Genomic DNA, 25,823 nt, shown 5'->3' with positions numbered 1-25,823 from the left:
GCAGCAGGCGGGACAAGGGATAGGGGTTAGAGCTCGAGTTGCTTGCCGCGGGTTTCCGGCAGGCTGAGGGCGGCGAGGATGACTACCCCGTAGGACACTGCGGCGAAACCGCCGATGCCCACGCCCAGCGAGACGTGCTGGCTGAGCATGCCGATCAGCATCGGGAAGAGCGCGGCGACGGCGCGGCCGATGTTGTAGCAGAAGCCCTGGCCCGAACCGCGGATGCGGGTGGGGAACAGCTCGGTGAGGAAGGAGCCCATGCCGCTGAAGATGCCCGAGGCGAAGAAGCCCAGGGGGAAGCCCAGCCAGAGCATGGCGGTGTTGCTTACCGGCAGGTTGGTGTAGAGCAGCACCACGACGAAGGAGCCGACGGCGAAGAGGATGAAGTTCTTCTTGCGGCCGATCAGGTCGGTGAGGAAGGCGCTGATCACATAGCCCACGTAGGAGCCGAAGATCACCATGGCCAGGTAGCCGCCGGTGCCCAGTACGGTAAGCCCGCGCTCGGCCTTGAGGAAGGTCGGCAGCCAGGAAGTGATGGCGTAGTAACCGCCCAGGGCACCGGTGGTCAGCAAGGATGCGCGCAAGGTGATGCTGAGCATGCCGGGGGCGAATATCTCGTAGAAACTGACCTTCTCGGCGCCCTGGTTGTGCTTGCGAGCTTCCTTGTAGATTTCCGGTTCTTTCACCAGGCGACGAACCACGATGACGAAGATCGCCGGCAGCAGGCCCAGCATGAACAGGGCGCGCCAGGCATCTTCCGGCGGCAGGATGCTGAACATCAGCGCGTAGAGGATGGCGGTCATGCCCCAGCCAAGGGCCCAGCCGGACTGCACCAGACCCACGGCCTTGCCACGGTCCTTGGCCTTGATGACTTCACCGATCAGCACCGCGCCGGCGGTCCACTCGCCGCCGAAGCCGAAGCCCATCAGGGTACGGGCGATCAGCAATTGTTCGTAGCTCTGCGCGAGGCCGCAGAGGAAGGTGAAGAAGGCGAACCAGAGCACCGTCAATTGCAGGGTCAGGACGCGGCCGATGCGGTCGGAGAGGATGCCGGCAACCCAACCGCCAGCGGCGGAGGCGAGCAGGGTGAGGGTGTGGATGAGGCCGGCCTCACCGGTGCTGATACCCCAGATGGCGATCAGCGTGGGGATGACGAAGCTGAGCATCTGGGTGTCCATGCCGTCCAGGCCGTAGCCTATCTTGCAGCTCCAGAAGGTGCGTCGCTCCTGCTTGCTGAGGGCCCGGTACCAGCCGAAATGGCCGCCCTGGTCGATATCCAGGCCGCCGCCCGCGTGGGTCGCGTGTTTTTGCATGGGGTTCTCCGATCGCTGTTCTTGGCGTTGTATGAGCATTCGGGGGATGCGGAGTCGACTGCCGCAGCCTGTGGGCGGATTCTTGTGCCGGGGTTGGCGGATCGTCCAACTAATTAAAGCGGCCGCCGGGGATAAGAAATTCCGATACCCGATCAGTGGCGCCAGAGTCGAGGACGTTCGCGCCGTGCGCAGGCGGCGTTCGTCGTTCCGGTGACTGCGTGGTACAGGAAGTGCTTGAATCTACTGTATCTTTTCGCCCTTGCTGCGTTTGAGACCTTGCTTGCCGGTAATCGCCATGAACCTGAAGTTCCTTGAAACCTTCGTCTGGGTCGCCCGCCTGAAAAGCTTTCGCCTGACCGCCGAGAAGCTGTTCAGCACGCAGGCGTCCATTTCCAGCCGTATCGCCGTACTGGAGGATGAACTGGGCGTGAAGCTGTTCGTGCGCGACTCCCGTGGCGTGACGCTCACGCCGGAGGGGCACAAGGTGCTGGAGTACGCCGAGCAGATGATGGACACCATGCACGCCCTGCGGCAGGCCATCGACACCAGCGCCGCCACCCAGGGACGCATTCGCATCGGCGCCATGGACACGGTGATCCATACCTGGCTGAGCCCCCTCGTATCGAAGCTGAACGAGTTGTATCCGGCGGTGGAGATCGAACTGATGGCCGACACCGCGCGCAACCTCTCCGAGCAGTTGCAGAAGGGCTACCTGGACCTGATCTTCCAGACCGATCCGCTGCGCCACGAGTCGGTGCTCAACCTCGAACTGGGCGGCTACCCGCTGTGCTGGATCGTATCCACCGGTTCCATCTACCACCGCGACTACGCCTCCCTGGCCGAATTGGCCCGCGAGCGTATCGTCACGTTCTCCAAACACTCGCGGCCGCATCAGGATGTGCTCGGCCTGCTGCACGCCAATGGTGTGACGACGCCACACCTGAGTTGCGTGAACTCGGTCGCGGCCATGACCCGCCTGCTGCGCGACGGCTTCGGCATCGGCGCCTTGCCGCCGGCGCTGGTGGCCCAGGAACTGGAGCGCGGCGAGCTGACCATCCTGCGCGTAGGGCCGATGCCGCCGATCCTGCCGCTGGTGGTGTCCTGGCGCGGCGGCACCGGCCTGGAACTGGTGGACCAGGTGGTGGATGTGAGCAAGTCGGTGGTGGCGAACTACGCCGAGAACGTCGGCAAGGAACGCTTCGTGCCGGCCGAGCTGAAGAAGGGAGAAGGGCGCCCACGCGCGTTGTGAATCAATTTTCCCGATGCCCGGTCCCGGAAAATTCTTGTTGGACGGCCTGGCCACAGTGCCCCTACAAAACGCGCAGAACAATAACCGGAGCTGGCCCATGACCTCGCATCAACTCGCCCAACTTCCTCCTCATGAACTGCGCCGGCTGATCCGCCGTGGCGACTACAGCGGCCACACCAGCGGCCTGGGGCAGCGCCATCTGCAGGCCAACATCGTGATCCTGCAAAAATCCTGGGCGGACGAATTCCTCCGCTTCTGCGTGCTCAACCCGCGTTCCTGCCCGTTGCTGGACGTGACCGAACCGGGCTCGCCGTACTTCGAGAAGCTCGGTGTTGATGTCGACGTGCGCAGCGATGTGCCGCGTTACCGCGTCCATCGCCGTGGACGGGCGTTCGAGGAAGTGACCGATATCGGCGAGCTCTGGGAGGCGGATTTCGTCGCCTTCGCCATCGGTTGCTCCTTTTCCTTCGAGCAAGCGTTGCTGGATGCCGGCATCCATCTGCGGCATATCGAGATGGGGCGCAACGTCGCCATGTACCGCACCGCCATCGACACTCATCCGGCCGGGCGTCTCGCGGGCAAGACGGTGGTTTCCATGCGCCCGATGAAGGCCGCCGATGCCGTGCGCGCGATCGAAATCACCGCGCGTTTCCCGATGACCCATGGCGCACCGGTACACATCGGCGACCCGTCCCTCATTGGCATTGCCGACATCGCCGCTCCGGATTATGGCGACGCGGTGCCGGTGCATGCCGATGAAATCCCGCTGTTCTGGGCCTGTGGCGTTACCCCGCAGGCGGTGCTGGCCGAAGCCGAGCCGGAGTTCTACATCACCCACGCGCCGGGGCACATGCTGGTGAGCGACAAGCTTTACGGCGAGGTCTAGCTGCCTCTGTGGGGGCGATTTCAATCGCGATGCAGACCGCAGGTCTGCCCTGCTGCCTACGGGGACTGCTGCGCAGTCCTCAGCGAATGAATTCGCCCCCACAACAGGCACGATACCGCTGTCGCCTTGCGACATCTCCGCCGCTTTGGTCTTAACTTCGTCTCCAGATGCCCACGGAAGGATTGGAGACCGACATGATCCCCGCAAAAGGACTGATTCTGGCGCTGAGCGCCACGAGCCCACTCGCCATGGCCGATGCCGGCCCGTCTTTCGACTGCGCGAAGGCCCAGGGCATCGAGCAGCAGGTCTGCAAGAGCACCGACCTGAGCGCACTCGACCGGCAGATGGCCGACGCCTACAAGAAGACCCTGGCCGCCACGGACGCGGCGACCCAGAAACGCCTTCGCGCCGAACAGCGCGGTTGGCTCAAGGGGCGCGATGATTGCTGGAAGGCCGACGACCAGAACCAGTGCCTGACGCTCAGCTACCAGAGCCGGCTGGTGGAATTGCAGATCCAGTCCGGCGGAGCGACGGCACCGAAGGCGGTGGAATTTGCCTGCGGTGACAACAGCAAGCCCTTTGCAGCGAGCTTCTACAACAACGTGGAACCCAACGCCGCGGTCCTCACCTATGGGGGCGACCAGGTCATCGCCATCAGCCAACGGACCGCCAGCGGCGCCCGCTACAGCAATGACGGCGTCGATTTCTGGGAGCACCAGGGCGAAGCCAAGGTGGAGTGGTACGGCACCCAGCTGACCTGCAAGCCTGTGCGCTGATCAGGTATTGCCGGGGACTTCCCGGGTGAGTTTGTCGGCCGCCCGCTGCAGACGTTGCAGATCGATGCGGAGCTGGTGCAGCGCTTCGCGGCGGTCGTGCAGAATTTCCCGCACGTAGCAGTGACCGGTGAGCCCACGCAGCAACAGCGCGGCCCCGAGTCCGATGTCCCAGACGCCCAGCAAACCACCGCGCCGGAAGCCACGCCGGGCCATCAACAGGCCGCCGACGATGGAGCCGGCCCGCTCCAGTCCATGCACGTTCTGTTCGTACGCCGGACCGTGGATCTGCCATTGGTTGTCCATAGCGGGTTTCCTCCCGTGTTGGTTTGAACCTTGACCGGCTGGAGACGCACCCCGTTCCGGTACCGGGACGAGCGGTCAGCTACGCGCCTCGTGCTTTGCGGCCTTCTTCTCCGGGCTCATCAGGTACACGGTGAGAATGAAGCGCGCGGGTACCAGGGACAGCAGGCCGAGCATGCCAAACACAGCAACCAGGGTGACTCCACCTGGGGTGGAAGTGACTTCGCTGAACATCGCCAGGCCAACTGCGAGCAGGAACATCACGACCCCGAACCATTGCAGTCCCTGGGCCCAGCGGAAGATCGGCGACTGGCGAACTTCGCGCAGATGCCGGTTCGATTCGTTCTCCTCGACCATGCTCGTATCCTCGAGGGTTTCGTTTGTGACCGGACGACAGCGGTTCCCCGCATCCATTCAGCATGCATGGGGCGAAGTGGTTCAGCCAGATGGGCGACGAGTGGGCGGAAACTGGTCATCCCCGAGTTGCTGGACTATGCCTTTATCGAATCCAGGTGCATCTGGAAGCCGGGGCCGGGAAGGCTCCGGGAAACCACCGCGAATGAATGGAGTTCGGAGACGCAAACCCATGCCTTTCATAGATGACCTGGCCTTCGTGCTCGCATTTCTCACCAGCATCGCCTGCGGCCTGATGGGCGGACTGTTCTTCGCCTTCTCCAACTTCGTCATGCGAGCGTTGGAACTCATCGCGCCAGAGGCGGGCATCGCCACCATGCAGGCGATCAACCGGACTGTACTCAACCGCATTTTCCTTTCCACCTTCCTGGGCACCACGGCGGCCTGCGCCTTGCTCATGCTCTACGCCTTCCTGCATTGGGAGGTGTCGGGAACATTCTTCCTGCTCATCGGCAGCCTGTTGTACCTGGTGGGCAACGTCGGTGTGACGCTGGTGTGCAATGTGCCGCGCAACAATGCCCTGGCGAGGCTGGACGCCGGGAGCCTGGAGTCGTTGGTGTACTGGCGTATCTATCTGGAGCAATGGACCCGCTGGAACCATGTACGCACGGGCGCCGCGCTGGGGGCTTCGATGCTGCTGATGATCGGGTTGTTCATGATGCTGACGATGGTTTAGCGGCCGACACGGGCCGCGTTGTTCCGCAAGGTGCAGCCCCGAGCCAGGCTGGCGCTTCCGATCAGCGCGAGACCGCCGGGATACTCAGTGCACCACGGAACCCCCTGGCCGCGTAATAAGACTGCGCACCGTTGTGATAGACGAACACACAGTCGTAGCGACGGTCGCAAAAGAGGGCGCCGCCGAGCTTGCGGATGGCGGTCGGGGTCTGGATCCAGCTGGAGGTTTTGATATCGAAACTACCCCGCTCCTGCAAAGCCCGATACTGCTGCTCCGTCAGGATCTCGATGCCCATGGCGGCGGCCATGTCGATGGCGCAGCCGGTAGGCTTGTTCTCCTTTCTGGCATCCAGGCTCTCCCGGTCATAGCACAAGCTCCTGCGCCCGGCAGGACTCTCCGCGGAGCAGTCGACGAACAGGTAGGCATCGTTTTCCAGATCGTGGAACACCACATCCGGCTCGCCGCCCGTTCGCTCCATCTCGGCCAGGACGCGCAGTTTTTCAGGCTGGCATTCCAGCCGGGCTTGTACCGCGGACCATTCGATTTCCTGGTGTCGGTCCATGTTCGCTTCGAAGCGTGCTTGCAATGTTCCGAGTAAACCTTCGCATTGTCCGGCTTCCATGATCCTTCCTCCCTGTGATTCCTGACCTTTCCTTGGTGTGGCTTCTGGGTCAGCGCGTTGTTGTATGGGAGAGCAAGCATAGACGCTGCTCGGAAACTGGCGTGCGCGCTGTAGCCTGGTTCCGGCCGCTGCTCTAAGCTGCTCGCCTTCTTGACCGATCACCACCCAGGGCAGGCCATGACCAAGACCTCGAACGACCCGCTGCATGGCATCACGCTGGAAAAGCTGCTGAACGAACTGGTGGCCCACTACGGCTGGGATGGGCTGGCCAGCCGCATCGATATCCGCTGCTTCAAGAACGACCCCAGCATCAAGTCCAGCCTTGCCTTCCTGCGCAAGACCCCCTGGGCTCGCGAAAAGGTCGAGGCCCTGTTCACCCAGTTGCGCCAGCAACAGGACTGACGCGGCCCGCCATCGCCGATCCGGTGCCACTTTCATCCCCTTGATCGAGGAACCCTCCATGGCCTCCTACGAAGAACTCTTCTCCATTGGTGAGCGCTTCGAAGCGTTCGTCGGCCACGGACTGCCGACGGAAATCGCAGCGGTGCAGACCGTGCAGCGCAAACTTGCCAATCCAGGCGTCATCAGCGACGTGACTGTGCAGCGGCTGCGAGCCATCCAGGGCCGCTACCACCTCTTGGTGGCTGGCGAAATGTGGTGTCCGGATTGCCAGATCAACGTCACGGTCATGGACTACCTGCAACGCGTCCAGCCGAACGTCGACCTGTCCGTCATCACCAAGGGCCGTGCCGAAGACGATCTGCTCCAACGTCTGGAACTCGACCGCGTCCCGATTCCCCTGGTGGCGGTGCTGGATGCCGAGTTCCGGTTGGTCGGCCGCTTCGTCGAAAAGCCCCAGGAAGTCATTGCCGGTGGTGAGGCGATGAAGCCGGACTACCGGGCGGGGCATTACCTGGACAGTACGTTGCGTGATCTTCTCTCGATTTTCGAGGCAGCGGAGGCCAACTGAGCCACGGACAGGGCTCGAGCTGTTCGAGAGCAGAGCTCGCTCCTACAGGGGAGCATGGTGGACGACGCGCGTTAGAAGCCACCATTGAAAACGCCCCGGCTTTAAGGCCGGGGCGTTTCTTTTTGCGCGGGCTAAAGGTCAATCAATCCACGACCACATTCAGTGCGACATCGATATTGCCGTGGGTGGCCTTGGAGTACGGGCAGATCTCGTGTGCTTCCTTGGCGATGGCCTCGGCGACTTCGTACGGCAGGCCCGGAGCGGTGACGTTGAAGCGCGCCTGGATGAAGTAGGCGTTGCCGGTCATGCCCAGGTCCACCTCGATCTCCACTGCCAGGTCTTTTGGCAGTTCCACTTTACGCTGCTGGGCCACCAGGCCGATGGCGGCGATGTAGCAGGCCGACCAGGCACCTGCAAACAGTTGCTCCGCAGTGGGATGGGGCTGGGTGGCTTCGAACTGGATGCCCGAATCCGCGCTGCCGCCGCGGAGGGCAGAGAGTTTGATGTCCAGACGACCGTGATCGCTGCGTGCAGCGCCTTCACGGTGGGCGACGGTGGTGTGGGTCTTGCCGGTGAACAGTACTTTTTCGATCTTGCTCATGGGAATTTTCCTCGGGGTGTGCTTCGCGTCATCAATTACCGGGGGTGTTTCAATTGTTAGTCGCAACCGATCAAATCGGATACGATGTAAAAATATTGCACCCGAATGGACACGTCGTCAATGGGCATCCGGGGTGGTTCCGGATGGACGGTCGTTGCGTCGATGGCGCACGACGAATGGACGTGAATTGCGGGCGGGGGATACCTTCTTCGCTTTCGCGGGATGACAGGAGCTCCACCCCATGACGGATTACCTGCAGCTCAATAAGGCCAACTGGGACGAGCGCGCGCCCGCGCACGCGGCTTCGCCCGACTACGGCGTCGACGCTTTCCTCAACGACCCGCAACGCCTTTCGGAGGTGGTGCGTTTCGACCTGCCCCGGTTGGGCAATATCGCCGGACTGCGTGGCGTGCATCTGCAATGTCACATCGGCACAGACACGTTGTCCCTCGCGCGACTCGGCGCACGGATGACCGGACTCGATTTCTCTCCAGCCTCCCTCCTGCAGGCGCGTGCTCTGGCGCGGCGCTGCAATGTTGAAATCGGCTTCGTCGAGTCCGAGGTCTATGACGCCGACAAGGCGCTACCAGCAGGGACGTTCGACCTCGTCTACACCAGCATCGGCGCGCTCAACTGGTTGCCGCGCATCGACGACTGGGCGCGCGTGGTGGCTGCCCTGCTCAAGCCGGGCGGCCGCCTGTTCATCCGCGAGGGGCATCCGATGCTCTGGGCCGTGAGCGAGGAACGGGAAGACGGGCTGGTGATCGAATACCCCTATTTCGAGCGCGCTGAACCGACCGAGTGGGATGACGACAGCACCTACGTGGAAACTGAAACCAGGCTAACGGCGACCCGCACTTACGAGTGGAATCATGGCCTCGGGGAGATCATTTCCGCGCTGCTGCGCCATGGCCTGCAGCTCACAGCGCTGGAGGAGCACGACAGCCTGCCCTGGGAAGCGCTGCCCGGGCAGATGGTGGTGGATGGGGCAGGGGAGTGGCGGTTGGCGCGGGATCGCTGGCGATTGCCGCTGAGCTACACCTTGCAGGCGGTGAAGCGCTAAATCGCGCGGGGACTTAATCCGGACAAAAAAAGGCCGCCACGGTGCGGTCAACTTACGGGGGGAGGTGGCGACCGTGGCGACTTCAGTTGTCCTCTGCAAGGGGACAGTTTCACAGTAGTCCATGTCAGAAAAAGTGCGTCGGCTTTCCGTCGAGGAAATGGGGTTGATGTAACGCCATTTGTCCGAGACCCCGTGAAATGCACGGAACGCTGCATTTGCATACCAGTCAGCTCTGCACTTGGTTCTCGAATTCCGACCGCGGGTCGGATCAGTCGGGGCGGCGTGGCAGGACGGTCGCACTCAGCCGTGCAGGGACGAATGCCCCATTTTCGCGTGTCTGGGAGGGCGGTGCATCCACCGATATCGTCCACCTGCTGGCGCCCAACGTGTTCTATTTCGACAACCCGCGCTTCAGCAATCCGCCGGTACTGCCGCTTTGCACGCCAACGAGTCGCGCCTGGACTCAACGGCATTGCTCGAGGCTGCTATAAGTCTGGAGTATCCGAGTTGGGGGACTCCAGATGGACGTGGCGGCAATGCTGGGAAGGCGGTTTTGGGGAGCGGGGAGCGAGGCGGTTGCGCCGCAGGGGCAGTTCAATCTCCTGCGTTGGTTCTCGCTGGTCAGCCTGCTGATCATCGGTACGGTGGCCATTGGTATCGGTACCGTTTCAACACGGTTCCTCGTGAGCGAGAGCCTGGAGCGCGACGCCATGCTCTCGGCGCAATTCATCCAGACCCTGGCGCTTGGCGAGATGCGCCACCACGGTTTGGAGGGCATGGAAATGGGTGATGTGCTGGTGCCCCATCACTACGGCATGCTCACCAATGGCACCGCGAAGAATCGCGAGCGCGCCCGCTCGGAATTCCTCGATCACCTGTCCCATGTGCCGGATTCGCTCCTGGCCACCATCTTCTCCCCTGATCGTACGGTGATCTGGTCCACCAACCCTGATCTGGTGGGACAGCGCATCGAGGACGACGATGCGCTGGATGAGGCTTTCGAGTCGGGCGGGCGCATTTCCGCCGAGTACCAGGATGTTGAGGAAGGCCGGGTGGAGCAGAAGTTCCTGCGTCCGCCGAAGATGTTCTTCATCGAGAACTACATCCCGCTCACCGACGCCAATGGCGAGGTGAAGGCCATGGTGGAAATCTACAAGGAGCCGGTGGACCTGATCGATCGCGTCAACCGTGGCTATCGGATGATCTGGCTGGCCACCGTCATCGGCGGCCTGCTGATGTACTTCGGGCTGTACTGGATCGTGCGGCGCGCCTCCCTGCTGTTGGCTGCGCAGCAGGCACAACTGGTGGCCAACAGTACCTACGTGGGGCTCGGGGAAATGTCGTCAGCGGTGGCTCACAGCCTGCGCAACCCGCTGGCGTCGATTCGCTCCAGCGCCGAGCTGGCCCAGGAAATGGAAGGGCCGCCGGCCCGCAAATGCGTCGACGACATCATCACCCAGGTCGACCGCATGTCTGCCTGGGTACGCGATCTGCTGCTGTGCCTGCGTCCCCTGCAGGGGGACTCGGAGCAGGTGGACCCGATGGAAGCGGTGCACGCGACCCTGGGCAACTTCGACCAGCAGTTGTCCAGGTCGCAGATACAGGTCGAGTGCAGCGACACCGCTACGCCGCTGGTAGTCAGCCATCAACTCCTGCTGGCCCAGGTGCTCAACAGCGTGATCGCCAATGCCATCGAGGCAATGCCGGGTGGCGGGTGCCTCAGCATCACGGCGGCGTCCGATAACGGCGGGCAGTGGCTGCACCTGACGATCAGGGACACCGGCAAGGGTATGTCGCGGCAGCAGGAGATGATGGCCTTCAAGTCCTTCTACACCACCAAGCAGGGCGGTCTTGGCATTGGCCTCATCATGGTCAAGCAGATCATGGAGCGATTCGGCGGCAAGGCCAGCCTGACCAGTCGCGAAAACGAAGGAACCAGCGTGTGCCTCAGCTTCAAGGTGGCGGAGCGCGCCGCCTGACCCATCAGCCGAGGAGTTGGCGCAGCTCTTCGGCCATGGGCATCGGCTTGAAGGCACTCACGCGGGCTCGGCCGGTGTTGCCGAACGGAACCCAGATTCGCGAGAAGAGCAGGGCGGCCGGCATGCGCAGGGCCTGACCGAGCACCTCCCGGTAATCCCCTTGTTGCCAGCCGGCGCGCAGCATCAGCCAGTGACTACTGGTGTGCGCCAACGCCAGCCGTTGCGTGAGGATGTGCACGCGTTCGAGCCAGGGCCAGGCGCGATCCGGTTCATGGGCTGCAAGGGCTTGATTTGCCTGCTGGAAGGCCTGGTCGATGGCGATGCGCAGTTCGGTTTTCATGGCGAGTGTTCCTGCGGAGGACAAGTGATCGCAGTGAACACCCTGTAGTTACTTCAGGGTCAAGCAAGGCTTGTGTAGGGTGGATGTCGCTCTTCACATCCACCACTCGCTGCCCCGGTCATCCTCGCTGGTGGATCTATCTGTGGGAGCGAATTCATTCGCGATGGGCGTGACCCACCCTACGAAAGGCCCTGGTGCTCCTGGAAGTACTGGCGGAAGAACTCCACCGTCACGCGGATCTTGGCCGAGGTGGCAAGGGGTGCGGCGTACACCGCCCAGATGTTCGCCGGCTGCCGATACTCGGGCAGGACATGCACAAGGCGGCCGCATTCCAGGCTGTCGCTGACGTCCCACCAGGAGCGCAGGGCAATGCCACGTCCGTCCACCGCCCACTGGTGGACGATCTCGCCGTGATTGGCGGAGAGCGGCCCGGTGACCTTCACGTTTTCCTCGCCGGACGGCCCGCGCAGGCGCCAGAGGCCGAAGGGGTGATCGCGTTCCTTGATTACCAGGCAGTCGTGGCCGGCCAGTTCCGCCAGGCTTCCTGGCACGCCATGGCGCGCGAGATAGGAAGGGGAGGCACAGAGAATCCGGCTGTTTTCGGCCAGCGGCTTGGCGATCAGGTTGGGGGCGATGTTGTCGCCGATGCGGATGTCCAGGTCGAACCCTTCGTCGATCAGGTCCACCAGCCGGTCGAACAGGTCCAGGCGAATGTCCAGCGCGGGATAACGCTCCGACAGCGCCGACAACGCTGGTGCCACCAGGCGTCGGCCCAGGCCGAAGCTGCTGACGATGCGCAGCTGCCCACGTGGCTCCTGATGCAGCTCGGAGACTTCGTCGGTCATGCGCTCCACCGCCTCGAAGATGGTTTGCGCCCAGCGGTAGACACGCTCGCCGTCCTCGCTCACCGCCACGCGCCGAGTGGTGCGGTGCAGCAGGCGCACGCCAAGGCTTTCCTCCAGTAAGCGGATGCGCTTGCTGACGAAGGCGGGGGAGGTGCCCATCTCGCTGGCGACGGCGGCGAAGCTGGAGCGGCGGGCGACGAGGACGAAGACGCGGAGGTCCTCCAGGTTCGGCAGACTATTCACGATTCGTGTCTTATCTATCAATGAAGTGCTGGATTATCTTTGTTGCGAGTCCTTATAGCATGGTCGTCACCCCGCCTGAACAGGGCGCCTTCACCAAGGGCACGACCAGCATGAACAAGACATTCAAGATCGCCGCCATTCCCGGCGACGGCATCGGCAACGAAGTTCTCCCCGAAGGCCTGCGGGTCGTCGAAGCGGCGGCCCGCAAGTGGGGCCTGGACCTTTCCTTCGAGACCATCGAATGGGCCAGCTGCGACTACTACCTGCAGCACGGCAAGATGATGCCGGACGACTGGTTCGAGCAGCTCAAGGGCTTCGATGCGCTCTATTTCGGCGCAGTGGGCTGGCCGGACAAGGTGCCCGACCACATCTCCCTCTGGGGCTCGCTGCTGAAGTTCCGCCGCGACTTCGACCAGTACGTGAACATCCGTCCGGTGCGACTGTTCCCCGGCGTGCCGTGCCCGCTGGCCGGCCGTGAGCCCGGCGATATCGACTTCGTGGTGATCCGCGAGAACACCGAGGGCGAGTACTCCTCCCTGGGTGGCCGCATGTTCGAAGGCACCGAGCACGAGTTTGTGCTGCAGGAGTCGGTGTTCACCCGTCGCGGCGTCGACCGCATCCTCAAGTACGCGTTCGACCTGGCCCAGACCCGTGAACGCAAGCAGCTGACCGCTGCCACCAAGTCCAACGGCATGGCGGTGAGCATGCCCTACTGGGACGAGCGGGTGGCCGCGATGGCTGCGAAGTACCCGGAGATCAAGTGGGACAAGCAGCACATCGACATCCTCTGCGCACGCTTCGTGCTGCAGCCGGATCGCTTCGACGTGGTGGTGGCCTCCAACCTGTTCGGCGACATCCTCTCCGACCTCGGCCCGGCCTGTGCCGGCACGATCGGCATCGCGCCTTCGGCCAACCTCAATCCGGAGCGCAACTTCCCGTCGCTGTTCGAGCCGGTGCACGGTTCGGCCCCGGATATCTACGGCCGCAACATCGCCAACCCCATCGCCATGATCTGGTCCGGCGCGCTGATGCTGGACTTCCTCGGCAACGGCGACGAGCGCTACAAGGCGGCCCACGACGGCATCCTGCAGGCCATCGAACAGGTGATCGCCGAAGGTCCTGTGACCCCAGACCTCGGCGGCAAGGCTTCGACCCAGGAAGTGGGGAAGGCCATCGCTGACGCACTGTGAGACTTATCCGGCCGCCCCGTGAGAACGAGGCGGCCGGCGCGTTTCTGCAGGTGACAGACGGCCTGCAAATTGTCCGACAGGAGTTGCGTTGAAGGCATATTTCGGACAAGCTGTTAACCAATGGATTAACGTAAACCAATGATTAACAAATAACGTAGTCCGGTGGCCCCTTGCCTGATGGGGTGCCGGGTTATCCAGTTCCAGGAGACATCGATGTCCAACAACAATAAGAAAGACATGTTCTTGATCACGGCGAGCCTGATCGCCGTGGCGCTGACCGTGATCGGCCTTGCTGCGTTCCCTGCCGAGTCGGAGGCCATGGCCAACCGACTCTTCGAGATTTCCACCCGTACCTTCGGCACCACCGTCCAACTGTTCGTGTTCGGCACCGCCCTGGCCGTGCTGTACCTGGCGTTCAGCAAGTACGGCAACATCCGTCTTGGCAATGGCAAGCCGGAGTACTCGAACATGACCTGGGTGTTCATGTTCATCTGCGCCGGCATGGGCTCGTCCACCCTCTACTGGGGCGTGATGGAGTGGGCCTACTACTACCAGACGCCCGGCCTGAACATCGCTCCCGGAAGCCGAGAAGCGCTGGACTTCAGCGTCAGCTATTCCTTCTTCCACTGGGGTATCAGCGCCTGGTCGCTCTATGCGCTGTCGTCGCTGGCGCTCGCCTATCACTTCCACGTGCGCAAGAAGAGTGGCCTGGGTCTGGCTTCGATCATCGAGGCGGTCACCGGCTTCCGCGCCAATGGTCCAGTGGGCCGTCTGGTTGACCTGATCTTCCTGCTCACCATGTTTGGCGCGCTGACCGTGTCCCTGGCGCTCACGGCCTCCACCCTGACCCGTGGCCTGTCCGGTCTCACCGGCATCCCGGATACCTTCGTCACCCAGCTGGTGGTGATCGGCGCCGTGGCGGTGATCTTCTCCCTGAGTTCCTACATCGGCATCGACGGCGGCATGCAGCGCCTGTCGAAGATGGTTTGTGTGGGTGCCCTGGCCTTCGCTGGCGTGGTGTTCCTGGTCGGCCCGACCCAGTTCACCCTGAACAACACCGCCAATGCCATCGGCCTGATGATCCAGAACTACGTGCACATGAGCCTGTTCACCGACCCGGCGGGCGACGGTGCCTTCACCCGCAACTGGACGGTGTTCTACTGGCTGTGGTGGGTGTCCTACGCGCCGGGCGTGGCGATGTTCGTCACCCGCGTATCCAAGGGCCGCAAGATCAAGGAAGTGGTCGCCGCACTGCTGCTCGGCGGTAGCCTGGGCTGCTGGTTCTTCTTCGGTGCGCTGGAAAGCTACAGCATGCATCAGTTCATCACCGGCGCCATCGACGTGCCGCGTATCCTCAGCGAGCAGGGCGGTGAGACCGCCGTGGAAATGCTCCTGACCTCGCTGCCCTTCGGCAAAGTGTTCCTGGCGGTGTACCTGTTCATCATGGCGGTGTTCTGCGCCTCCCACATGGACGCGGCGGCCTACGCGGTGGCAGCCACCAGCACCCGCAACCTGAAAGAAGGCCAGGACCCGACGCCGACCCATCGCCTGTTCTGGTGCGTGATGCTGACCCTGATCCCGCTGGCCATGCTGTTCGCCAAGGCGTCGCTGTCCACCATGAAGACCGCTGTGGTGCTCACCGCGATTCCGTTCCTGGTGATCCTGCTGACCAAGATCTACGGTTTCTTCAAGTGGATGGTTGAGGACTACGGCAGCATGCCGGCCCACCTGATCGAGGAAGAAGCGGTGCGCCGCGCTCTGGACGAGAGCGTCGAGCCGCCGAAAGCGGAAGAGGGCGTGCGCCTGAAACCTGCTACCGCGCAATGAGTTGAGTTGTACCTGCACACGGACGTGCAGGGTGGTGCTCTTGTAGGTTGGGCTGAGCTCTGCGAAGCCCAACGCGATGCTGAGCTAGGCTGTTGGGCTTCGCTTCGCTCAGCCGCAACCTACGGCCTTCGGCCAAAAAATTTTGCCCGATCTGTTAACTGATAGATTGGTGTTAACCAAAAGTAAAAAGCTGTGATGGCGCGGCCCGGCCGATGCCTTTCAAATGCCTGGAGTACATAAGATGAACGATATCCAACGCCTCCCTGCCGACTTCTGCGCCAACGCCGATGAGGCCTACACCATTCCTGCCAGCTACTACACCCGCCCGGAGATCTTCGACTTCGAGAAGGAAAAGGTCTTCGCCAACAGCTGGGTCTGCGTTGGCCATCGCAGCGAAGTAGCCGAGAACAACGCGTACATCACCCGCGAGATCATCGGCGAGAGCATCATCGTCGTGCGCGGCCGCGACGCTGAACTGCGCGCCTTCTACAACGTCTGCCCGCACCGTGGCCACCAGCTGCTGCAGGGCGACGGCAAGGCGAAGAACGTGATCACCTGCCCGTACCACGCCTGGACCTTCAAGCTCGACGGCGAGCTGGCCCACGCGCGCAACTGCGACCACGTCGCCAACTTCGACAAGGCCAACTCCAGCCTGGTGCAACTGCGGGTCGAGGAGTACGCGGGATTCATCTTCGTCAACATGAACAAGGACGCCGGTAGCGTCGAAGAGCAGCTGCCAGGCATGGAGGCGCGCCTGCGCCAGGCCTGCCCGGTGGTGGACGACCTGCACCTGGCCGCGCGTTTCGTCACCGAGACCCCAGCCAACTGGAAGTCCATCGTCGACAACTACATGGAGTGCTACCACTGCGCCCCGGCCCACCCGGGCTTCTCCGACTCCGTGGACGTCGGCCAGTACACCCACACCATGCACGGCAACTGGTCGCTGCAATACGGCCTGGCCAAACCGTCGGAGAAATCCTTCAAGTTCGATGAGTCGGTGAAAGACCCGTCCTTCAGCGGCTTCTGGGCCTGGCCGTGCACCATGTTCAACGCCCCGCCCGGCGGCAACTTCATGACCGTGATCTACGAGTTCCCGATCAGCGCCGAAGTGACCCTGCAGCACTACGACATCTACTTCCTGAACAAGGACATTACCCCCGAGCAGCAGTCGCTGATCGAGTGGTACCGCGACGTGTTCCGCCCGGAAGACCTGCGCCTGGTGGAAAGCGTGCAGAAGGGCCTGAAGTCCCGCGGCTACCGTGGCCAGGGCCGGATCATGGCCGACAGCCAACGCAGCGGCCAGAGCGAGCACGGCATCGCCCACTTCCACAACCTGATCGCCGTCGCCCACCTGGACCGTTGATGACTGTGGCCGCCGCCTGTGCGCGGCGGCCCGTGTCACGAAGAGGAATGACCGAGTGAACCTGAAAGACAACGACCTGTTCCGCCAGCAGGCCTTCATCGCCGGCTCCTGGTGCGACGCCGATGACGCCCGCACGGTGGACGTGACCGACCCGGCCAGCGGCGAGCTGCTGGGCCGCGTGCCGAACATGGGTGGCGCCGAAACCCTGCGTGCCATCGAAGCCGCCAATGCCGCACTGCCGGCCTGGCGTGCGCGCACCGCCAAGGAACGTGCGCAGATCCTGCGCCGCTGGTTCGAGCTGATGCTCCAGCACGAAGACGACCTGGCGCGCCTGATGACCCTGGAGCAGGGCAAGCCTCTGACCGAAGCCGTGGGCGAGATTCGCTATGCCGCGTCCTTCATCGAGTGGTTCGCCGAAGAGGGCAAACGCATCTATGGCGACGTGATTCCCTCGCCGGCCGGCGACAAGCGCCTGGTGGTGATCAAGCAGGGCATCGGCGTCTGCGCCGCCATTACGCCCTGGAACTTCCCCTCGGCGATGATCACCCGCAAAGTGGCGCCGGCCCTGGCGGCAGGCTGCACCATCGTGGTCAAGCCGGCCAACGAGACCCCGTTCTCCGCCCTGGCACTGGCCGAGCTGGCGAAGCGCGCGGGCGTGCCGGACGGCGTGCTCAGCATCGTCACCGGCGATGCGGTGGCCATCGGCGCCCAGCTCACCAGCCACCCGCTGGTGCGCAAGCTGAGCTTCACCGGCTCCACGCCGGTGGGCCGCCTGTTGATGGGCCAGTGCGCGCCCACCATCAAAAAGGTGTCCCTGGAGCTGGGCGGCAACGCGCCCTTCATCGTTTTTGACGACGCCGATATCGATGCGGCCGTGGAAGGTGCGCTGGTCGCCAAATACCGCAATGCCGGCCAGACCTGCGTCTGCGTCAACCGTTTCTACGTGCATGACGCCGTCTATGACGCCTTCGCCGAGCGCTTCGCCGCCCGCGTGCGCGATCTGCGCGTTGGTCACGGCCTGGAAGGTGCTACCCAGATCGGCCCGCTGATCACCGGCAAAGCCCTGGACAAGGTGCAGAGCTTGATCGCCGACGCGGTGGAGAAGGGCGCCGAGATCCTGGTGGGCGGCGATGGCCATGAACTGGGCGGCAACTTCCTGCAGCCCACGGTGCTGACCGGCGTGGCACCGGGCATGCAACTGCTGGACGAGGAAATCTTCGGCCCAGTGGCGCCCCTGGTGCGCTTCTCCTCTGACGAGGAAGTGGTGCTTCTCGCCAACGACACCCTCTACGGCCTGGCGGCCTACTTCTACAGCCGCGACATCGGCCGCGTGTGGAAGATTGCCGAGCAGCTGGAGTACGGCATGGTCGGCATCAACACCGGCCTGATCTCCAACGAGGTGGCCCCGTTCGGTGGCGTCAAGCAGTCCGGCCTCGGCCGCGAAGGCTCGAAGTACGGCATCGAGGACTACCTGGAAATGAAGTACCTGTGCCTCGCCGTCTGACGGCGGGCATCACGCACCATCAGGGCGGCGCCCGGCGCCGCCCGCAGTCGCAACAGAGGTGAGCGATGGCCAACTCCTACGAAATGATGTCTGCCCGCGTGACCGCGGTGGAGCAGGCAACCCCCCAGATCAAGCGCTTCACCCTGGAGCGCGCCGACGGCCAGCCGCTGCCTGCCTTCACCGGCGGCAGCCACATCATCGTGCAGATGAAGGGCGCCGACGGCCGCCAGTTCAGCAACGCCTACTCGCTGATGAGCGACCCGGCCGATACCGCCAGCTACCAGATTGGCGTGCGCCTGGAAGAACAATCCAAGGGCGGTTCGGCCTTCATGCACCAGCAGGTCGAGGTGGGCACCGAACTGGTCATCTCCAGCCCCAACAACCTGTTCGCCGTCGATCCTGCCGCCGGCAGGCACGTGCTGATTGCCGGTGGCATCGGCATCACGCCGTTCCTTGCTCAGCTCCCCGAGCTGCGCGCCCAGGACGCCCGCTACGAACTGCATTACGCCTTCCGCAGCCCGGAACACGGTGCCTTCCAGGGTGAACTGGCCGACGGTCCCCATGCCGGGAACGTGCGCTTTTACGTCGACAGCCTGGGCACCTCGCTGAACCTGGCGGAACTCATTGGTGGCATGGACGCGGATGCGCATGTCTACGTCTGCGGTCCCAAGCCGCTTATCGATGCGGTGATCGCCACGGCCAAGGCCCAGGGCATCGCCGACACCCGCGTGCACTGGGAGCAGTTCGCCGCCGCACCGGTCACCGGTGGCGCCTTCACCGTGGTCCTGGCCCAGTCCGGCCGCGAGCTGCAGGTGGAGGAGGGCATGACCATCCTCCAGGCCATCGAGAAGTCCAACGCCGCCCAGGTGGAATGCCTGTGCCGCGAGGGCGTTTGCGGCACCTGCGAGACCCGCATCCTCGAAGGCGAAGCCGAGCACTTCGACCAGTACCTCTCCGACGATGAGAAGGCGGCCCAGCAGACCATGATGTTGTGCGTCTCCCGCGCGAAGGGGCAGCGTCTTGTTCTAGACCTGTAAGGCAGCGGGATAGGGCGGAGCTGGCGACGTGTATACTGCGTCGCCTGGCTCAGGGACATGCTCGCCATGACAGAAAACAGCTTCGCCTTCCGCCTCAAAGAACTGCTCGAACACCAGAAACTGACGCTCCAGGCCGTGGCCACCGTGCTCGGTATTTCGCGTACGGCCGTCCACAAGTGGACCCGTGGCGGCGAGATCGACTACGACAACCTGCGCATGCTGGCCACCTTCCTCAAGGTCAACTGGATCTGGCTGCGCTATGGCGACGAAGCGCTGCAGGACGCCCAGCACGTCGAGGTGCAGGACCTGCCCATGACCGACGTTCGGCGCAAATACACCGCCGAGATCATGGAAAGCGAAGCGCGCATGAAGCTGGCCCAGGAAAGCGCCGGCATCGTGAACTGGGAATGGAACCTGATCACCGATGAGGTCTCCTACTCGGCCAACGTCGAGGCCGTATACGGCTGGCCGGTTCGCCGCAATGAAGACTTCTGGGTCCATCTGCATCCCGACGATGTCGCCGCGCTTCAGGCCATCTACCGCGAGTGCGTGGCAGAGGGCAAAGGCTACGAGTTCGATTTCCGCATCTTCCACCCCAATGGCGAGCAACGCTGGATCACCTCCCGTGCCACCTCGCTGCAGGACAGCTCCGGCCGCTCGGTGAAGATGGTCGGCGTGAGCCTGGACAGCACCGAACGCAAGCGCGTGGAAGAAGAGCTAAGACAGAGCGAGGAGCGCTTCCGCGCCATCTTCGAACTGGCCGGCGGTGCCCTGGCATACATCGGCCTCGACGGGCAATGGCAGCGGGTCAACCAGCCGCTGTGCGAGCTGCTGGGCTACAGCGCCGACGAACTTGCCGGCCTGACCTTCCAGCAGCTCACCCACCCCGACGACCTTCCCGCGAACCTGGCCCAGGTCCAGCGTCTGCTGGAAGGAAAAGAGGCGGTCAGCACCATGGAAAAACGCTTCCGTCGCAAGGACGGCAGCGACCTTTGGGTGAAGGTCCGCACCTCGGTCCAACGCAACCCTAGAGACGGCAGCCCGGAACACATGATCAGCGTCTACGACGACATCACCGCCACCCGCGCCGAGCGTCAGGCGCTGGAGGCGCGTATTGCGGAGTTGGAGCAGCGACTGGGCTTGGTGAAGGACCCGTGTGGGGGCGATTTCAATCGCTGAGGGCGGCGGAGCTGCCCCTTCTGTAGAGGTTGGGCAGGACTGCGTCCTGCTTAGCGAATGAATTCGCCCCCACAGTAAAAGCACCGACCCAAACAGCGTCAGCTCTGCCGCGCATAACTCACCGTCAGCATCTCCCACTGATGCCCGTCCGGCTCATTCCAGTAGACGATGGAGCCGCCGTGTTCCTTGTCCACCTGATGGTCGACCGGCCCATGCACGGCGCTGCGATAGTCGATGCCCGCCGCCTTGATCCGCCCCAGGATCGCCTCGAATTCCTCCGGACTTACGCGGAAGCAGAAATGGATCAGCGGGAAGGGCTCGTCCCACTGATCAAAGTCCAGGGTCAGCCCGTCGTTGACGTAAACCGGCGCGAACGGGCCGATGCCGGTTGCCGACCAGGGCACATCCAGCAGCTCGGCCAGGAGCCTCGCCGAGCGCAGCTTGTCCCGCGCCGGCACCATCAGGTGATCGAGTTGAATGGTCATGGCAACCTCCTTGCGGATTTGCGCCTTCCTCCCGATCTAACTGCAGCGCAGAACCGCCGCCCTCGCCAACCCGCCTGACGAGGGGTTAGTGCTGCTCTCCGGCGCGCTTGAGCAGCTTCTTGCAGCGCTCGGACAGGTGCAGCACGCGCAGGTGTTTGCCGGCCTTCGCGTAGCGCTCGCGCAAGGTCTTCAATGCGGCAATGGCGGAGTAGTCGACGAAGCTGAGGTGCTTGCAATCCAGGGTCACCTCGGCTGGATCGCCCGCCGGGTCGAACTGGTTGAGGAACGGCGTGGTGGAGGCGAAGAACAGCGTGCCGTGGACGCGGTACAGCTTGCTGCCGTCGCCATCCAGATGGCTGTCGGCGTAGAGCTCGCGGGCGTGGTGCCAGGCGAAGTTCAACGCGGCGATGACGATGCCGCAAAGCACAGCGGTGGCGAGGTCGGTGAACACGGTGATCACGGTCACGGCGACTATCACCAGGACGTCGTTCAGCGGCACCTTGCCTGCCACCCGCAGCGAGCCCCAGGCGAAGGTCTGCTGGGCGACCACGAACATCACGCCCACCAGCGCCGCCAACGGAATGCGCTCGATCAGCGGCGAGAGGAAGAGGATGAAGAGCAGGATCATCACCCCGGCTACCACGCCGGAGAGCCGGCCCCGGCCGCCAGAGCTGAGGTTGATCACCGTCTGGCCGATCATGGCGCAACCGCCCATGCCGCCGAAGGCACCCGATACGATATTGGCCGCGCCCAGGGCTACGCATTCGCGATCCGGGTAGCCACGGCTCTCGGTGATCTCGTCGGTGAGGTTCAATGTCAGCAGGGTTTCCAGCAGGCCCACCAGCGCCATCAACACCGCGTAGGGTGCGATGATCTTCAGGGTCTCCAGGTTCCAGGGAATATCCGGCAGCGCCAGGGTGGGCAGACCACCGGCGATGTGCGCCATATCGCCCAGGGTGCGGGTGGGCAGGCCGAGCAGGTAGACCAGCAGTCCGACACCGAGAATCGCCACCAGCGCCGGTGGCACCGTGCGGGTCAGGCGTGGCATGAGGTAGACGATGGCCATCGTCAGCACCACCAGACCTAGCATCAGGTACAGCGGATAGCCGCTCAGCCAGTCTTCTCCCGCCTTGAAATGTTCCAGCTGGGCCAGCGCGATGATGATCGCCAGGCCGTTCACGAAGCCGAGCATCACCGGGTAGGGCACCATACGCACCAGCTTGCCGAGGCGCAGCAAGCCGAACGCGATCATGATCAGGCCACCCAGCAGCACCGTGGCGAGCAGATATTGCACGCCGTGCTCCACCACCAACGCGACGATCACCACGGCCATCGAACCCGCCGCCCCGGACACCATCCCCGGCCGGCCGCCGAACAGCGCCGTGAGGGTGCAAATAATGAAGGCGCCGTAGAGGCCCATCAGCGGATTGAGATGGGCGACCAGGGCAAAGGCGATGCATTCGGGGACGAGCGCGAAGGACGTGGTGAGTCCGGCCAGGACATCGGCGCGCAGGCGGGCTGGTTTCATGGTGTACCTGAACTGGGCCAGCGGATCTGGCCAAGGGAGTGGCAAAAAGGGGGCGGATGTTACGGAATTGGCGCTGACCCGGCCAGTCGACCGGTGCCTACCTACGACCTGTTCCTGGGCTTGGGCGCCGCCTTGCTCCAGCGCCGCTCGATGGCGCCGCTGGACGCAGCCTTCAACAGTCGCTTGAAGCTCGGGCACTCCGCATGGCTCGGGGCGGGGCAGGCCGCCGCGTGACGCAGGCCATCGCTCATGGCTTTCAAACGCTTGACCAGCGCATCGATCTCATCGGCCTTGGCCGCGAGCAATTCACGGTCGATGTCCGGTTCGCCGTTGGGCGAGAACATCGAGCGGATCTCATCCAGCGACAACCCCGCCGCCTGGCCGAGGGAGATCAGCGCCAGTTGGTCGAGGATGCCGGGTGCGAACCAGCGTCGGGTTCCATGCTGGCTGAGGGAGGTGATCAGTCCCTTTTTCTCGTAGTACCGCAGCGTGGAGGAGGGGAGTCCCGTGCGTCGGGCGACCTCTGCAATGTCCATCTGTAGTCCCTTGACTTGAAGTTGACTTCAACTTCTAGAGTGGCCCTGACACCCACCACCGTCAACGCGCAAGGGGCTCACATGAACGACATCATCAAGGTGATCAGCATTGGCATCGGCGCCACCGCCGTCATGGATATCTGGCTGGTCTTCCTCAAGCGAATGGGCGTGCAGACGCTCAATTTCGCCTTCATCGGTCGCTGGGTAGGGCACCTGCTGCAGGGGCGCATCGCTCACGACGCCATCGCCAGGGCGCAGCCGATTCCAGGCGAGTTGGCCCTGGGATGGCTCACCCATTACGCCATCGGCATTGCCTTCGCGACTTTGCTGGTGGGGTTGGCCGGCATCGACTGGGCGACCAATCCGACCTTGCTGCCCGCCGTGCTGGTGGGCATGGGAACCGTGGTCGCGCCGCTGCTGGTCATGCAGCCCGCCATGGGCGCGGGGTTCTTCGCCAACAAGACGCCGACGCCGTTGAAGAACTGCCTGCGCAGCCTGGCCAACCACAGCGTCTTCGGCCTGGGGTTGTTCCTCGCCGCCGTCCTCGTGGACGGGATCGTCCGCTGATTTCCAAGCCCGCCATCCATCACATGGAAATGCTCGCCATGAAAAAACTCGCCGTCATCTATCACAGCGCCGTTGGTCATACCGAACACATTGCCCGGCAGATCTGCAAAGGCGCCCAGGGCACGGCCAATACCGAAGTCCTCCTGCTCAAGGCCGAAGACCTTGCTGGCGATCCTGGCCAATTGCTGGCGTTCGATGGCTTCATCCTTGGCTCGCCGACCTATTTCGGCGGTGTTTCCGGGGTCTTCAAGACCTTCATGGACGCGACCGGTCCGCTCTGGCGTACCCAGCAGTTGAAGGGGCGGCTGGCGGCGGGCTTCACCGTATCGTCACTGGCGGCGGGCGACAAGCAGTCGACGCTGATGGCGTTGTTCGTGTTCTGCATGCAGCACGGCATGCTCTGGGTGGGTAATCCCATCCTGCCGGAGCAGCATGCCGGCGTGCCCGTTGAGGAAGCCGCCAACCGTCTGGGCTCCTGGTCGGGGTTGATGGCCCAGTCCAGCCACTCAGCACCAGCCGATCAGTTCGCGCCGGGAGATATGAAGACCGCGCGGATGTTCGGGCGGAATTTCTCCGAGACCCTGCACCGGCTTGCCGGCGCCTGAGACGGAGGTGCCCACATGATTCCCCGCCGCTTCGCCCCGTTGCTGTTCGGCCTGATCCTCTCCGGGCTCATGTCCCTGCTCGTATCCGGCATCTCCACCTGGCGCGCCGCCGGCCCGGTGGTGGATTTTGCCAGCCTCTGGCTAGGTGCCTGGCTCATGGCCTGGCTGGTGGCCTTTCCGGTGGTGCTGCTGGTATCGCCGGTGGCGCGGCGGCTGGTGGAGGGGCTGGTGGGGAAGGAATGAGTCGTAGGATGGGTGGAGCTTGCGATACCCATCAGCTCTTCCCGCATGGGTATCGCTCCGCTCCACCCATCCTACGTTTGCCCACCAAGCTAGGCGTGGCTAGACCCCGTTGGTGGATGAAAAGAGCGTCATCCACCCTACACGCCGTGACGGAGCAGTCGTCGTCAGTTCAACCGATACATCGCCAGCTCATCCTTCGTCAGCACGCGCATGTGCGTCGGCTCGATGCTGTTCATGGTGTCCAGCAGGCTGAGGGGGACGTTCATGTCCTTGAGGTAGGCGGTCGGGCTGTAGCCGATGCCGGTGGAGGCGGCGAGGGCGGAGTCGCCGTGGGGGAAGTAGGGGCGGTGCAGGCCCACGTAGCCGCGAACGGTCTTGGTGCGGCCGGCAGCCAGGAGGTAGACGCAGCTGCCCTGGCACACGCCATTGGTGGGGACCATCACGTCGAAACCGGTTTCCCGCAGCAGCCGACCCATGCGGATGGCTTCGGTGACGCTGCCACCGATGTTGTCCAGCAGCGCGAGCTTGCGGTCGAACTTGCCGGGGTTGGCGCGCAGGCCCTTCATCAGCGCTTCGTAGTCGCCGGGGGCGATGTCCTCGGAGACCTGCACGGCGAGTATCCGACCCGCCTTGGTGTTCTGGACGGGCTGGACTTCCACCTTGGCAAAGGTGGCGGCCGAGCAGAGGGTGGCAAGGCAGAAGACGACGGCCCGGATTGCAGTACGGCTCATGGAACAGGCTCTTTCTGGAGAACGGTTGGCGACGGTCGGAGAAGATACCGAAAAAAGATGCCAAGTCTCCATATGACCTGAAAAGGGGCTTTCGTCGGACGGCCAATCAGCGGGGATGAGGGGAAATTGCGGTAACACTTGAGAGATATTATCATTCGCGACTTTCGATTTCCGGCTTCTCCCAATTCCCTAGATGCGCAAGCGCGAACACGGATTCTTCGAGCATTATGAAGAGCTCATCGGCACCTGGACGCGCCGGCTGAGAAGCCGCCATCGCGCCGAAGATTTTGCCCACGACGCATTCGTCCGGGTGCTGGAGGCTGACCAGGAGAACGTCCAGCAGCCCCGCGCCTATCTCCACCAGACGACCCGCAATATCGCCGTCGACCATTTCCGTCGCGAAGAGCGCCGCGCCTTGCTGGAGATGGACATCGCAGGCTCGGGCGATGAGTCGAAGGATGATCCCGAGTCCTTTATGCACGCAGTTCAATTGGCGGATTCCATCGAGAAGGCCCTGGCCGAATTGCCAGTGAACTGCCGCCAGGTGTTCGTCTGGCAGAAGCTGGAAGGGCTGAGCCAGGCCGAGATCGCCGAGCGCCTGGGGTTATCCAAGAACATGGTCGAGCGGTATATGATCCGCACCATTCGTCACCTGCGTGAGCGCCTGGATGTGAGCTCCACATGAACAGGAACCACCCAGAAGGGCATCAAGACCCGAGCCATGGACACCCACCGCAGCCTGATTCCCGCC

29 protein-coding genes are annotated in these 25,823 nt (G+C 63.4%); 18 read left to right on the top strand and 11 right to left on the bottom strand.

Going from position 1 to position 25,823, the window contains the following annotated elements; translation table 11 throughout:
- Nucleotides 1-26: 26 nt before the first annotated feature.
- The gene (locus DM872_RS09190; protein WP_179059182.1) at nt 27-1,313 is read right to left on the bottom strand and encodes an MFS transporter; all 1,287 of its coding nucleotides are present in this window, start codon (nt 1,311-1,313) and stop codon (nt 27-29) included.
- A gap of 295 nt (nt 1,314-1,608) precedes the next feature.
- On the opposite strand from DM872_RS09190, the gene DM872_RS09185 reads away from it, so the two are divergent.
- The 3 genes from DM872_RS09185 to DM872_RS09175 all read left to right on the top strand — a co-directional run bounded on the left by DM872_RS09185 (nt 1,609) and on the right by DM872_RS09175 (nt 4,224).
- Nucleotides 1,609-2,562: a LysR family transcriptional regulator gene (locus DM872_RS09185; protein WP_179059181.1), complete on the top strand. Its 954-nt coding sequence runs from the start codon at nt 1,609-1,611 to the stop codon at nt 2,560-2,562.
- Between the two features lie 97 nt (nt 2,563-2,659).
- Nucleotides 2,660-3,448: a putative hydro-lyase gene (locus tag DM872_RS09180; RefSeq protein ID WP_179059180.1), complete on the top strand. Its 789-nt coding sequence runs from the start codon at nt 2,660-2,662 to the stop codon at nt 3,446-3,448.
- A gap of 194 nt (nt 3,449-3,642) precedes the next feature.
- On the top strand, nt 3,643-4,224 hold the full coding sequence (locus DM872_RS09175; protein ID WP_179059179.1) for an MliC family protein: 582 nt from the start codon (nt 3,643-3,645) through the stop codon (nt 4,222-4,224).
- Here DM872_RS09175 and DM872_RS09170 read toward each other — a convergent pair whose 3' ends face one another.
- Complete coding sequence (locus DM872_RS09170) at nt 4,225-4,527, bottom strand: YgaP-like transmembrane domain (RefSeq protein WP_179059178.1); 303 nt, start codon at nt 4,525-4,527, stop codon at nt 4,225-4,227. It lies immediately after the preceding gene.
- Nucleotides 4,528-4,602: 75 nt separating this feature from the next.
- Nucleotides 4,603-4,881 (bottom strand): hypothetical protein, encoded by a 279-nt coding sequence (locus tag DM872_RS09165; protein WP_179059177.1) that lies wholly within the window; start codon nt 4,879-4,881, stop codon nt 4,603-4,605.
- 229 nt (nt 4,882-5,110) lie between these two features.
- On the opposite strand from DM872_RS09165, the gene DM872_RS09160 reads away from it, so the two are divergent.
- The gene (locus DM872_RS09160) at nt 5,111-5,614 is read left to right on the top strand and encodes an anthrone oxygenase family protein (RefSeq protein ID WP_179059176.1); all 504 of its coding nucleotides are present in this window, start codon (nt 5,111-5,113) and stop codon (nt 5,612-5,614) included.
- A gap of 61 nt (nt 5,615-5,675) precedes the next feature.
- Here DM872_RS09160 and DM872_RS09155 read toward each other — a convergent pair whose 3' ends face one another.
- A complete protein-coding gene (locus tag DM872_RS09155) occupies nt 5,676-6,236 on the bottom strand; it encodes a DUF4256 domain-containing protein (RefSeq protein WP_179059175.1) in 561 nt (186 codons plus the stop codon).
- 177 nt (nt 6,237-6,413) lie between these two features.
- On the opposite strand from DM872_RS09155, the gene DM872_RS09150 reads away from it, so the two are divergent.
- Nucleotides 6,414-6,638 carry a VF530 family protein gene (locus tag DM872_RS09150; protein WP_179059174.1) on the top strand — a complete coding sequence of 75 codons (225 nt, stop codon included), beginning with the start codon at nt 6,414-6,416 and terminating at the stop codon, nt 6,636-6,638.
- A gap of 58 nt (nt 6,639-6,696) precedes the next feature.
- On the top strand, nt 6,697-7,206 hold the full coding sequence (locus DM872_RS09145; RefSeq protein ID WP_179059173.1) for a thioredoxin family protein: 510 nt from the start codon (nt 6,697-6,699) through the stop codon (nt 7,204-7,206).
- Between the two features lie 142 nt (nt 7,207-7,348).
- Here DM872_RS09145 and DM872_RS09140 read toward each other — a convergent pair whose 3' ends face one another.
- A complete protein-coding gene (locus DM872_RS09140) occupies nt 7,349-7,807 on the bottom strand; it encodes an Ohr family peroxiredoxin (RefSeq protein WP_179059172.1) in 459 nt (152 codons plus the stop codon).
- 241 nt (nt 7,808-8,048) lie between these two features.
- Between DM872_RS09140 and DM872_RS09135 the strand changes: the two genes are divergently transcribed.
- Together DM872_RS09135 and DM872_RS09130 are read left to right on the top strand one after the other, a co-directional pair.
- Nucleotides 8,049-8,870 (top strand): class I SAM-dependent methyltransferase, encoded by an 822-nt coding sequence (locus DM872_RS09135; protein WP_179059171.1) that lies wholly within the window; start codon nt 8,049-8,051, stop codon nt 8,868-8,870.
- Nucleotides 8,871-9,391: 521 nt separating this feature from the next.
- Nucleotides 9,392-10,849, top strand: coding sequence for a sensor histidine kinase (locus tag DM872_RS09130; RefSeq protein WP_179059170.1), 1,458 nt, complete (start codon nt 9,392-9,394; stop codon nt 10,847-10,849).
- A gap of 4 nt (nt 10,850-10,853) precedes the next feature.
- On the opposite strand, the gene DM872_RS09125 is transcribed toward DM872_RS09130, so the two are convergent.
- Both DM872_RS09125 and DM872_RS09120 read right to left on the bottom strand, forming a co-directional pair.
- Nucleotides 10,854-11,189 (bottom strand): DUF3703 domain-containing protein, encoded by a 336-nt coding sequence (locus DM872_RS09125; protein WP_179059169.1) that lies wholly within the window; start codon nt 11,187-11,189, stop codon nt 10,854-10,856.
- 179 nt (nt 11,190-11,368) lie between these two features.
- Nucleotides 11,369-12,277 (bottom strand): LysR substrate-binding domain-containing protein, encoded by a 909-nt coding sequence (locus DM872_RS09120; protein ID WP_179059168.1) that lies wholly within the window; start codon nt 12,275-12,277, stop codon nt 11,369-11,371.
- A gap of 110 nt (nt 12,278-12,387) precedes the next feature.
- Here DM872_RS09120 and DM872_RS09115 point away from each other — a divergent pair, with 110 nt between their 5' ends.
- The 6 genes from DM872_RS09115 to DM872_RS09090 all read left to right on the top strand — a co-directional run bounded on the left by DM872_RS09115 (nt 12,388) and on the right by DM872_RS09090 (nt 20,377).
- Nucleotides 12,388-13,467, top strand: coding sequence for a tartrate dehydrogenase (locus DM872_RS09115; RefSeq protein ID WP_179059233.1), 1,080 nt, complete (start codon nt 12,388-12,390; stop codon nt 13,465-13,467).
- Between the two features lie 213 nt (nt 13,468-13,680).
- On the top strand, nt 13,681-15,294 hold the full coding sequence (locus DM872_RS09110) for a BCCT family transporter (protein WP_179059167.1): 1,614 nt from the start codon (nt 13,681-13,683) through the stop codon (nt 15,292-15,294).
- A gap of 241 nt (nt 15,295-15,535) precedes the next feature.
- Nucleotides 15,536-16,657 (top strand): aromatic ring-hydroxylating oxygenase subunit alpha, encoded by a 1,122-nt coding sequence (locus DM872_RS09105; protein ID WP_179059166.1) that lies wholly within the window; start codon nt 15,536-15,538, stop codon nt 16,655-16,657.
- Nucleotides 16,658-16,712: 55 nt separating this feature from the next.
- Complete coding sequence (gene gabD / locus DM872_RS09100; RefSeq protein ID WP_179059165.1) at nt 16,713-18,161, top strand: NADP-dependent succinate-semialdehyde dehydrogenase; 1,449 nt, start codon at nt 16,713-16,715, stop codon at nt 18,159-18,161.
- Nucleotides 18,162-18,226: 65 nt separating this feature from the next.
- On the top strand, nt 18,227-19,198 hold the full coding sequence (locus DM872_RS09095) for a PDR/VanB family oxidoreductase (RefSeq protein WP_179059164.1): 972 nt from the start codon (nt 18,227-18,229) through the stop codon (nt 19,196-19,198).
- A 66-nt stretch (nt 19,199-19,264) separates the two neighbouring features.
- Nucleotides 19,265-20,377 carry a helix-turn-helix domain-containing protein gene (locus DM872_RS09090; protein WP_179059163.1) on the top strand — a complete coding sequence of 371 codons (1,113 nt, stop codon included), beginning with the start codon at nt 19,265-19,267 and terminating at the stop codon, nt 20,375-20,377.
- Between the two features lie 98 nt (nt 20,378-20,475).
- Here the strand turns inward: DM872_RS09090 and DM872_RS09085 are convergent, their stop codons facing one another.
- The 3 genes from DM872_RS09085 to DM872_RS09075 form a co-directional block, all read right to left on the bottom strand.
- Nucleotides 20,476-20,862: a VOC family protein gene (locus DM872_RS09085; protein WP_179059162.1), complete on the bottom strand. Its 387-nt coding sequence runs from the start codon at nt 20,860-20,862 to the stop codon at nt 20,476-20,478.
- 85 nt (nt 20,863-20,947) lie between these two features.
- The gene (locus tag DM872_RS09080) at nt 20,948-22,390 is read right to left on the bottom strand and encodes a SulP family inorganic anion transporter (protein ID WP_179059161.1); all 1,443 of its coding nucleotides are present in this window, start codon (nt 22,388-22,390) and stop codon (nt 20,948-20,950) included.
- Between the two features lie 101 nt (nt 22,391-22,491).
- Nucleotides 22,492-22,926: a helix-turn-helix domain-containing protein gene (locus DM872_RS09075; protein WP_179059160.1), complete on the bottom strand. Its 435-nt coding sequence runs from the start codon at nt 22,924-22,926 to the stop codon at nt 22,492-22,494.
- Between the two features lie 81 nt (nt 22,927-23,007).
- Between DM872_RS09075 and DM872_RS09070 the strand changes: the two genes are divergently transcribed.
- From DM872_RS09070 to DM872_RS09060, 3 genes are read left to right on the top strand one after another with little or no spacing between them, the layout of a single operon-like run.
- The gene (locus DM872_RS09070; RefSeq protein ID WP_179059159.1) at nt 23,008-23,493 is read left to right on the top strand and encodes a DUF2938 domain-containing protein; all 486 of its coding nucleotides are present in this window, start codon (nt 23,008-23,010) and stop codon (nt 23,491-23,493) included.
- A gap of 38 nt (nt 23,494-23,531) precedes the next feature.
- A complete protein-coding gene (locus DM872_RS09065) occupies nt 23,532-24,098 on the top strand; it encodes a flavodoxin family protein (protein ID WP_179059158.1) in 567 nt (188 codons plus the stop codon).
- 15 nt (nt 24,099-24,113) lie between these two features.
- Nucleotides 24,114-24,341, top strand: coding sequence for a DUF2798 domain-containing protein (locus DM872_RS09060; protein WP_179059157.1), 228 nt, complete (start codon nt 24,114-24,116; stop codon nt 24,339-24,341).
- A 164-nt stretch (nt 24,342-24,505) separates the two neighbouring features.
- Here DM872_RS09060 and DM872_RS09055 read toward each other — a convergent pair whose 3' ends face one another.
- On the bottom strand, nt 24,506-25,072 hold the full coding sequence (locus DM872_RS09055) for a hypothetical protein (RefSeq protein ID WP_179059156.1): 567 nt from the start codon (nt 25,070-25,072) through the stop codon (nt 24,506-24,508).
- A 193-nt stretch (nt 25,073-25,265) separates the two neighbouring features.
- Here DM872_RS09055 and DM872_RS09050 point away from each other — a divergent pair, with 193 nt between their 5' ends.
- Entirely contained in the window at nt 25,266-25,757 is a 492-nt protein-coding gene (locus DM872_RS09050) for an RNA polymerase sigma factor (RefSeq protein ID WP_179059155.1), read from the top strand.
- The last annotated feature ends 66 nt before the right edge of the window (nt 25,758-25,823 follow it).

The organism is Pseudomonas taiwanensis, assembly GCF_013393345.1.
Classification (GTDB): Bacteria; Pseudomonadota; Gammaproteobacteria; order Pseudomonadales; family Pseudomonadaceae; genus Metapseudomonas; species Metapseudomonas resinovorans_C.
The sequence above is the reverse complement of the archived record's forward strand: the minus strand, read 5'-3'. Positions and strand labels throughout refer to the sequence as shown.

What these genes read in the sequence shown, in the direction of transcription:
- DM872_RS09165 (WP_179059177.1), bottom strand. Translation starts at nt 4,881, where the DNA reads ATGGTCGAGGAGAACGAATCGAACCGGCATCTGCGCGAAGTTCGCCAG.
- DM872_RS09135 (WP_179059171.1), top strand. Translation starts at nt 8,049, where the DNA reads ATGACGGATTACCTGCAGCTCAATAAGGCCAACTGGGACGAGCGCGCG.
- DM872_RS09115 (WP_179059233.1), top strand. Translation starts at nt 12,388, where the DNA reads ATGAACAAGACATTCAAGATCGCCGCCATTCCCGGCGACGGCATCGGC.
- DM872_RS09175 (WP_179059179.1), top strand. Translation starts at nt 3,643, where the DNA reads ATGATCCCCGCAAAAGGACTGATTCTGGCGCTGAGCGCCACGAGCCCA.
- DM872_RS09085 (WP_179059162.1), bottom strand. Translation starts at nt 20,862, where the DNA reads ATGACCATTCAACTCGATCACCTGATGGTGCCGGCGCGGGACAAGCTG.
- DM872_RS09170 (WP_179059178.1), bottom strand. Translation starts at nt 4,527, where the DNA reads ATGGACAACCAATGGCAGATCCACGGTCCGGCGTACGAACAGAACGTG.
- DM872_RS09155 (WP_179059175.1), bottom strand. Translation starts at nt 6,236, where the DNA reads ATGGAAGCCGGACAATGCGAAGGTTTACTCGGAACATTGCAAGCACGC.
- DM872_RS09140 (WP_179059172.1), bottom strand. Translation starts at nt 7,807, where the DNA reads ATGAGCAAGATCGAAAAAGTACTGTTCACCGGCAAGACCCACACCACC.
- DM872_RS09190 (WP_179059182.1), bottom strand. Translation starts at nt 1,313, where the DNA reads ATGCAAAAACACGCGACCCACGCGGGCGGCGGCCTGGATATCGACCAG.
- DM872_RS09095 (WP_179059164.1), top strand. Translation starts at nt 18,227, where the DNA reads ATGGCCAACTCCTACGAAATGATGTCTGCCCGCGTGACCGCGGTGGAG.
- DM872_RS09050 (WP_179059155.1), top strand. Translation starts at nt 25,266, where the DNA reads ATGCGCAAGCGCGAACACGGATTCTTCGAGCATTATGAAGAGCTCATC.
- DM872_RS09145 (WP_179059173.1), top strand. Translation starts at nt 6,697, where the DNA reads ATGGCCTCCTACGAAGAACTCTTCTCCATTGGTGAGCGCTTCGAAGCG.
- DM872_RS09180 (WP_179059180.1), top strand. Translation starts at nt 2,660, where the DNA reads ATGACCTCGCATCAACTCGCCCAACTTCCTCCTCATGAACTGCGCCGG.
- DM872_RS09055 (WP_179059156.1), bottom strand. Translation starts at nt 25,072, where the DNA reads ATGAGCCGTACTGCAATCCGGGCCGTCGTCTTCTGCCTTGCCACCCTC.
- DM872_RS09080 (WP_179059161.1), bottom strand. Translation starts at nt 22,390, where the DNA reads ATGAAACCAGCCCGCCTGCGCGCCGATGTCCTGGCCGGACTCACCACG.
- DM872_RS09110 (WP_179059167.1), top strand. Translation starts at nt 13,681, where the DNA reads ATGTCCAACAACAATAAGAAAGACATGTTCTTGATCACGGCGAGCCTG.
- DM872_RS09065 (WP_179059158.1), top strand. Translation starts at nt 23,532, where the DNA reads ATGAAAAAACTCGCCGTCATCTATCACAGCGCCGTTGGTCATACCGAA.
- DM872_RS09105 (WP_179059166.1), top strand. Translation starts at nt 15,536, where the DNA reads ATGAACGATATCCAACGCCTCCCTGCCGACTTCTGCGCCAACGCCGAT.
- DM872_RS09090 (WP_179059163.1), top strand. Translation starts at nt 19,265, where the DNA reads ATGACAGAAAACAGCTTCGCCTTCCGCCTCAAAGAACTGCTCGAACAC.
- DM872_RS09185 (WP_179059181.1), top strand. Translation starts at nt 1,609, where the DNA reads ATGAACCTGAAGTTCCTTGAAACCTTCGTCTGGGTCGCCCGCCTGAAA.
- DM872_RS09075 (WP_179059160.1), bottom strand. Translation starts at nt 22,926, where the DNA reads ATGGACATTGCAGAGGTCGCCCGACGCACGGGACTCCCCTCCTCCACG.
- DM872_RS09125 (WP_179059169.1), bottom strand. Translation starts at nt 11,189, where the DNA reads ATGAAAACCGAACTGCGCATCGCCATCGACCAGGCCTTCCAGCAGGCA.
- DM872_RS09160 (WP_179059176.1), top strand. Translation starts at nt 5,111, where the DNA reads ATGCCTTTCATAGATGACCTGGCCTTCGTGCTCGCATTTCTCACCAGC.
- DM872_RS09150 (WP_179059174.1), top strand. Translation starts at nt 6,414, where the DNA reads ATGACCAAGACCTCGAACGACCCGCTGCATGGCATCACGCTGGAAAAG.
- DM872_RS09130 (WP_179059170.1), top strand. Translation starts at nt 9,392, where the DNA reads ATGGACGTGGCGGCAATGCTGGGAAGGCGGTTTTGGGGAGCGGGGAGC.
- DM872_RS09070 (WP_179059159.1), top strand. Translation starts at nt 23,008, where the DNA reads ATGAACGACATCATCAAGGTGATCAGCATTGGCATCGGCGCCACCGCC.
- DM872_RS09060 (WP_179059157.1), top strand. Translation starts at nt 24,114, where the DNA reads ATGATTCCCCGCCGCTTCGCCCCGTTGCTGTTCGGCCTGATCCTCTCC.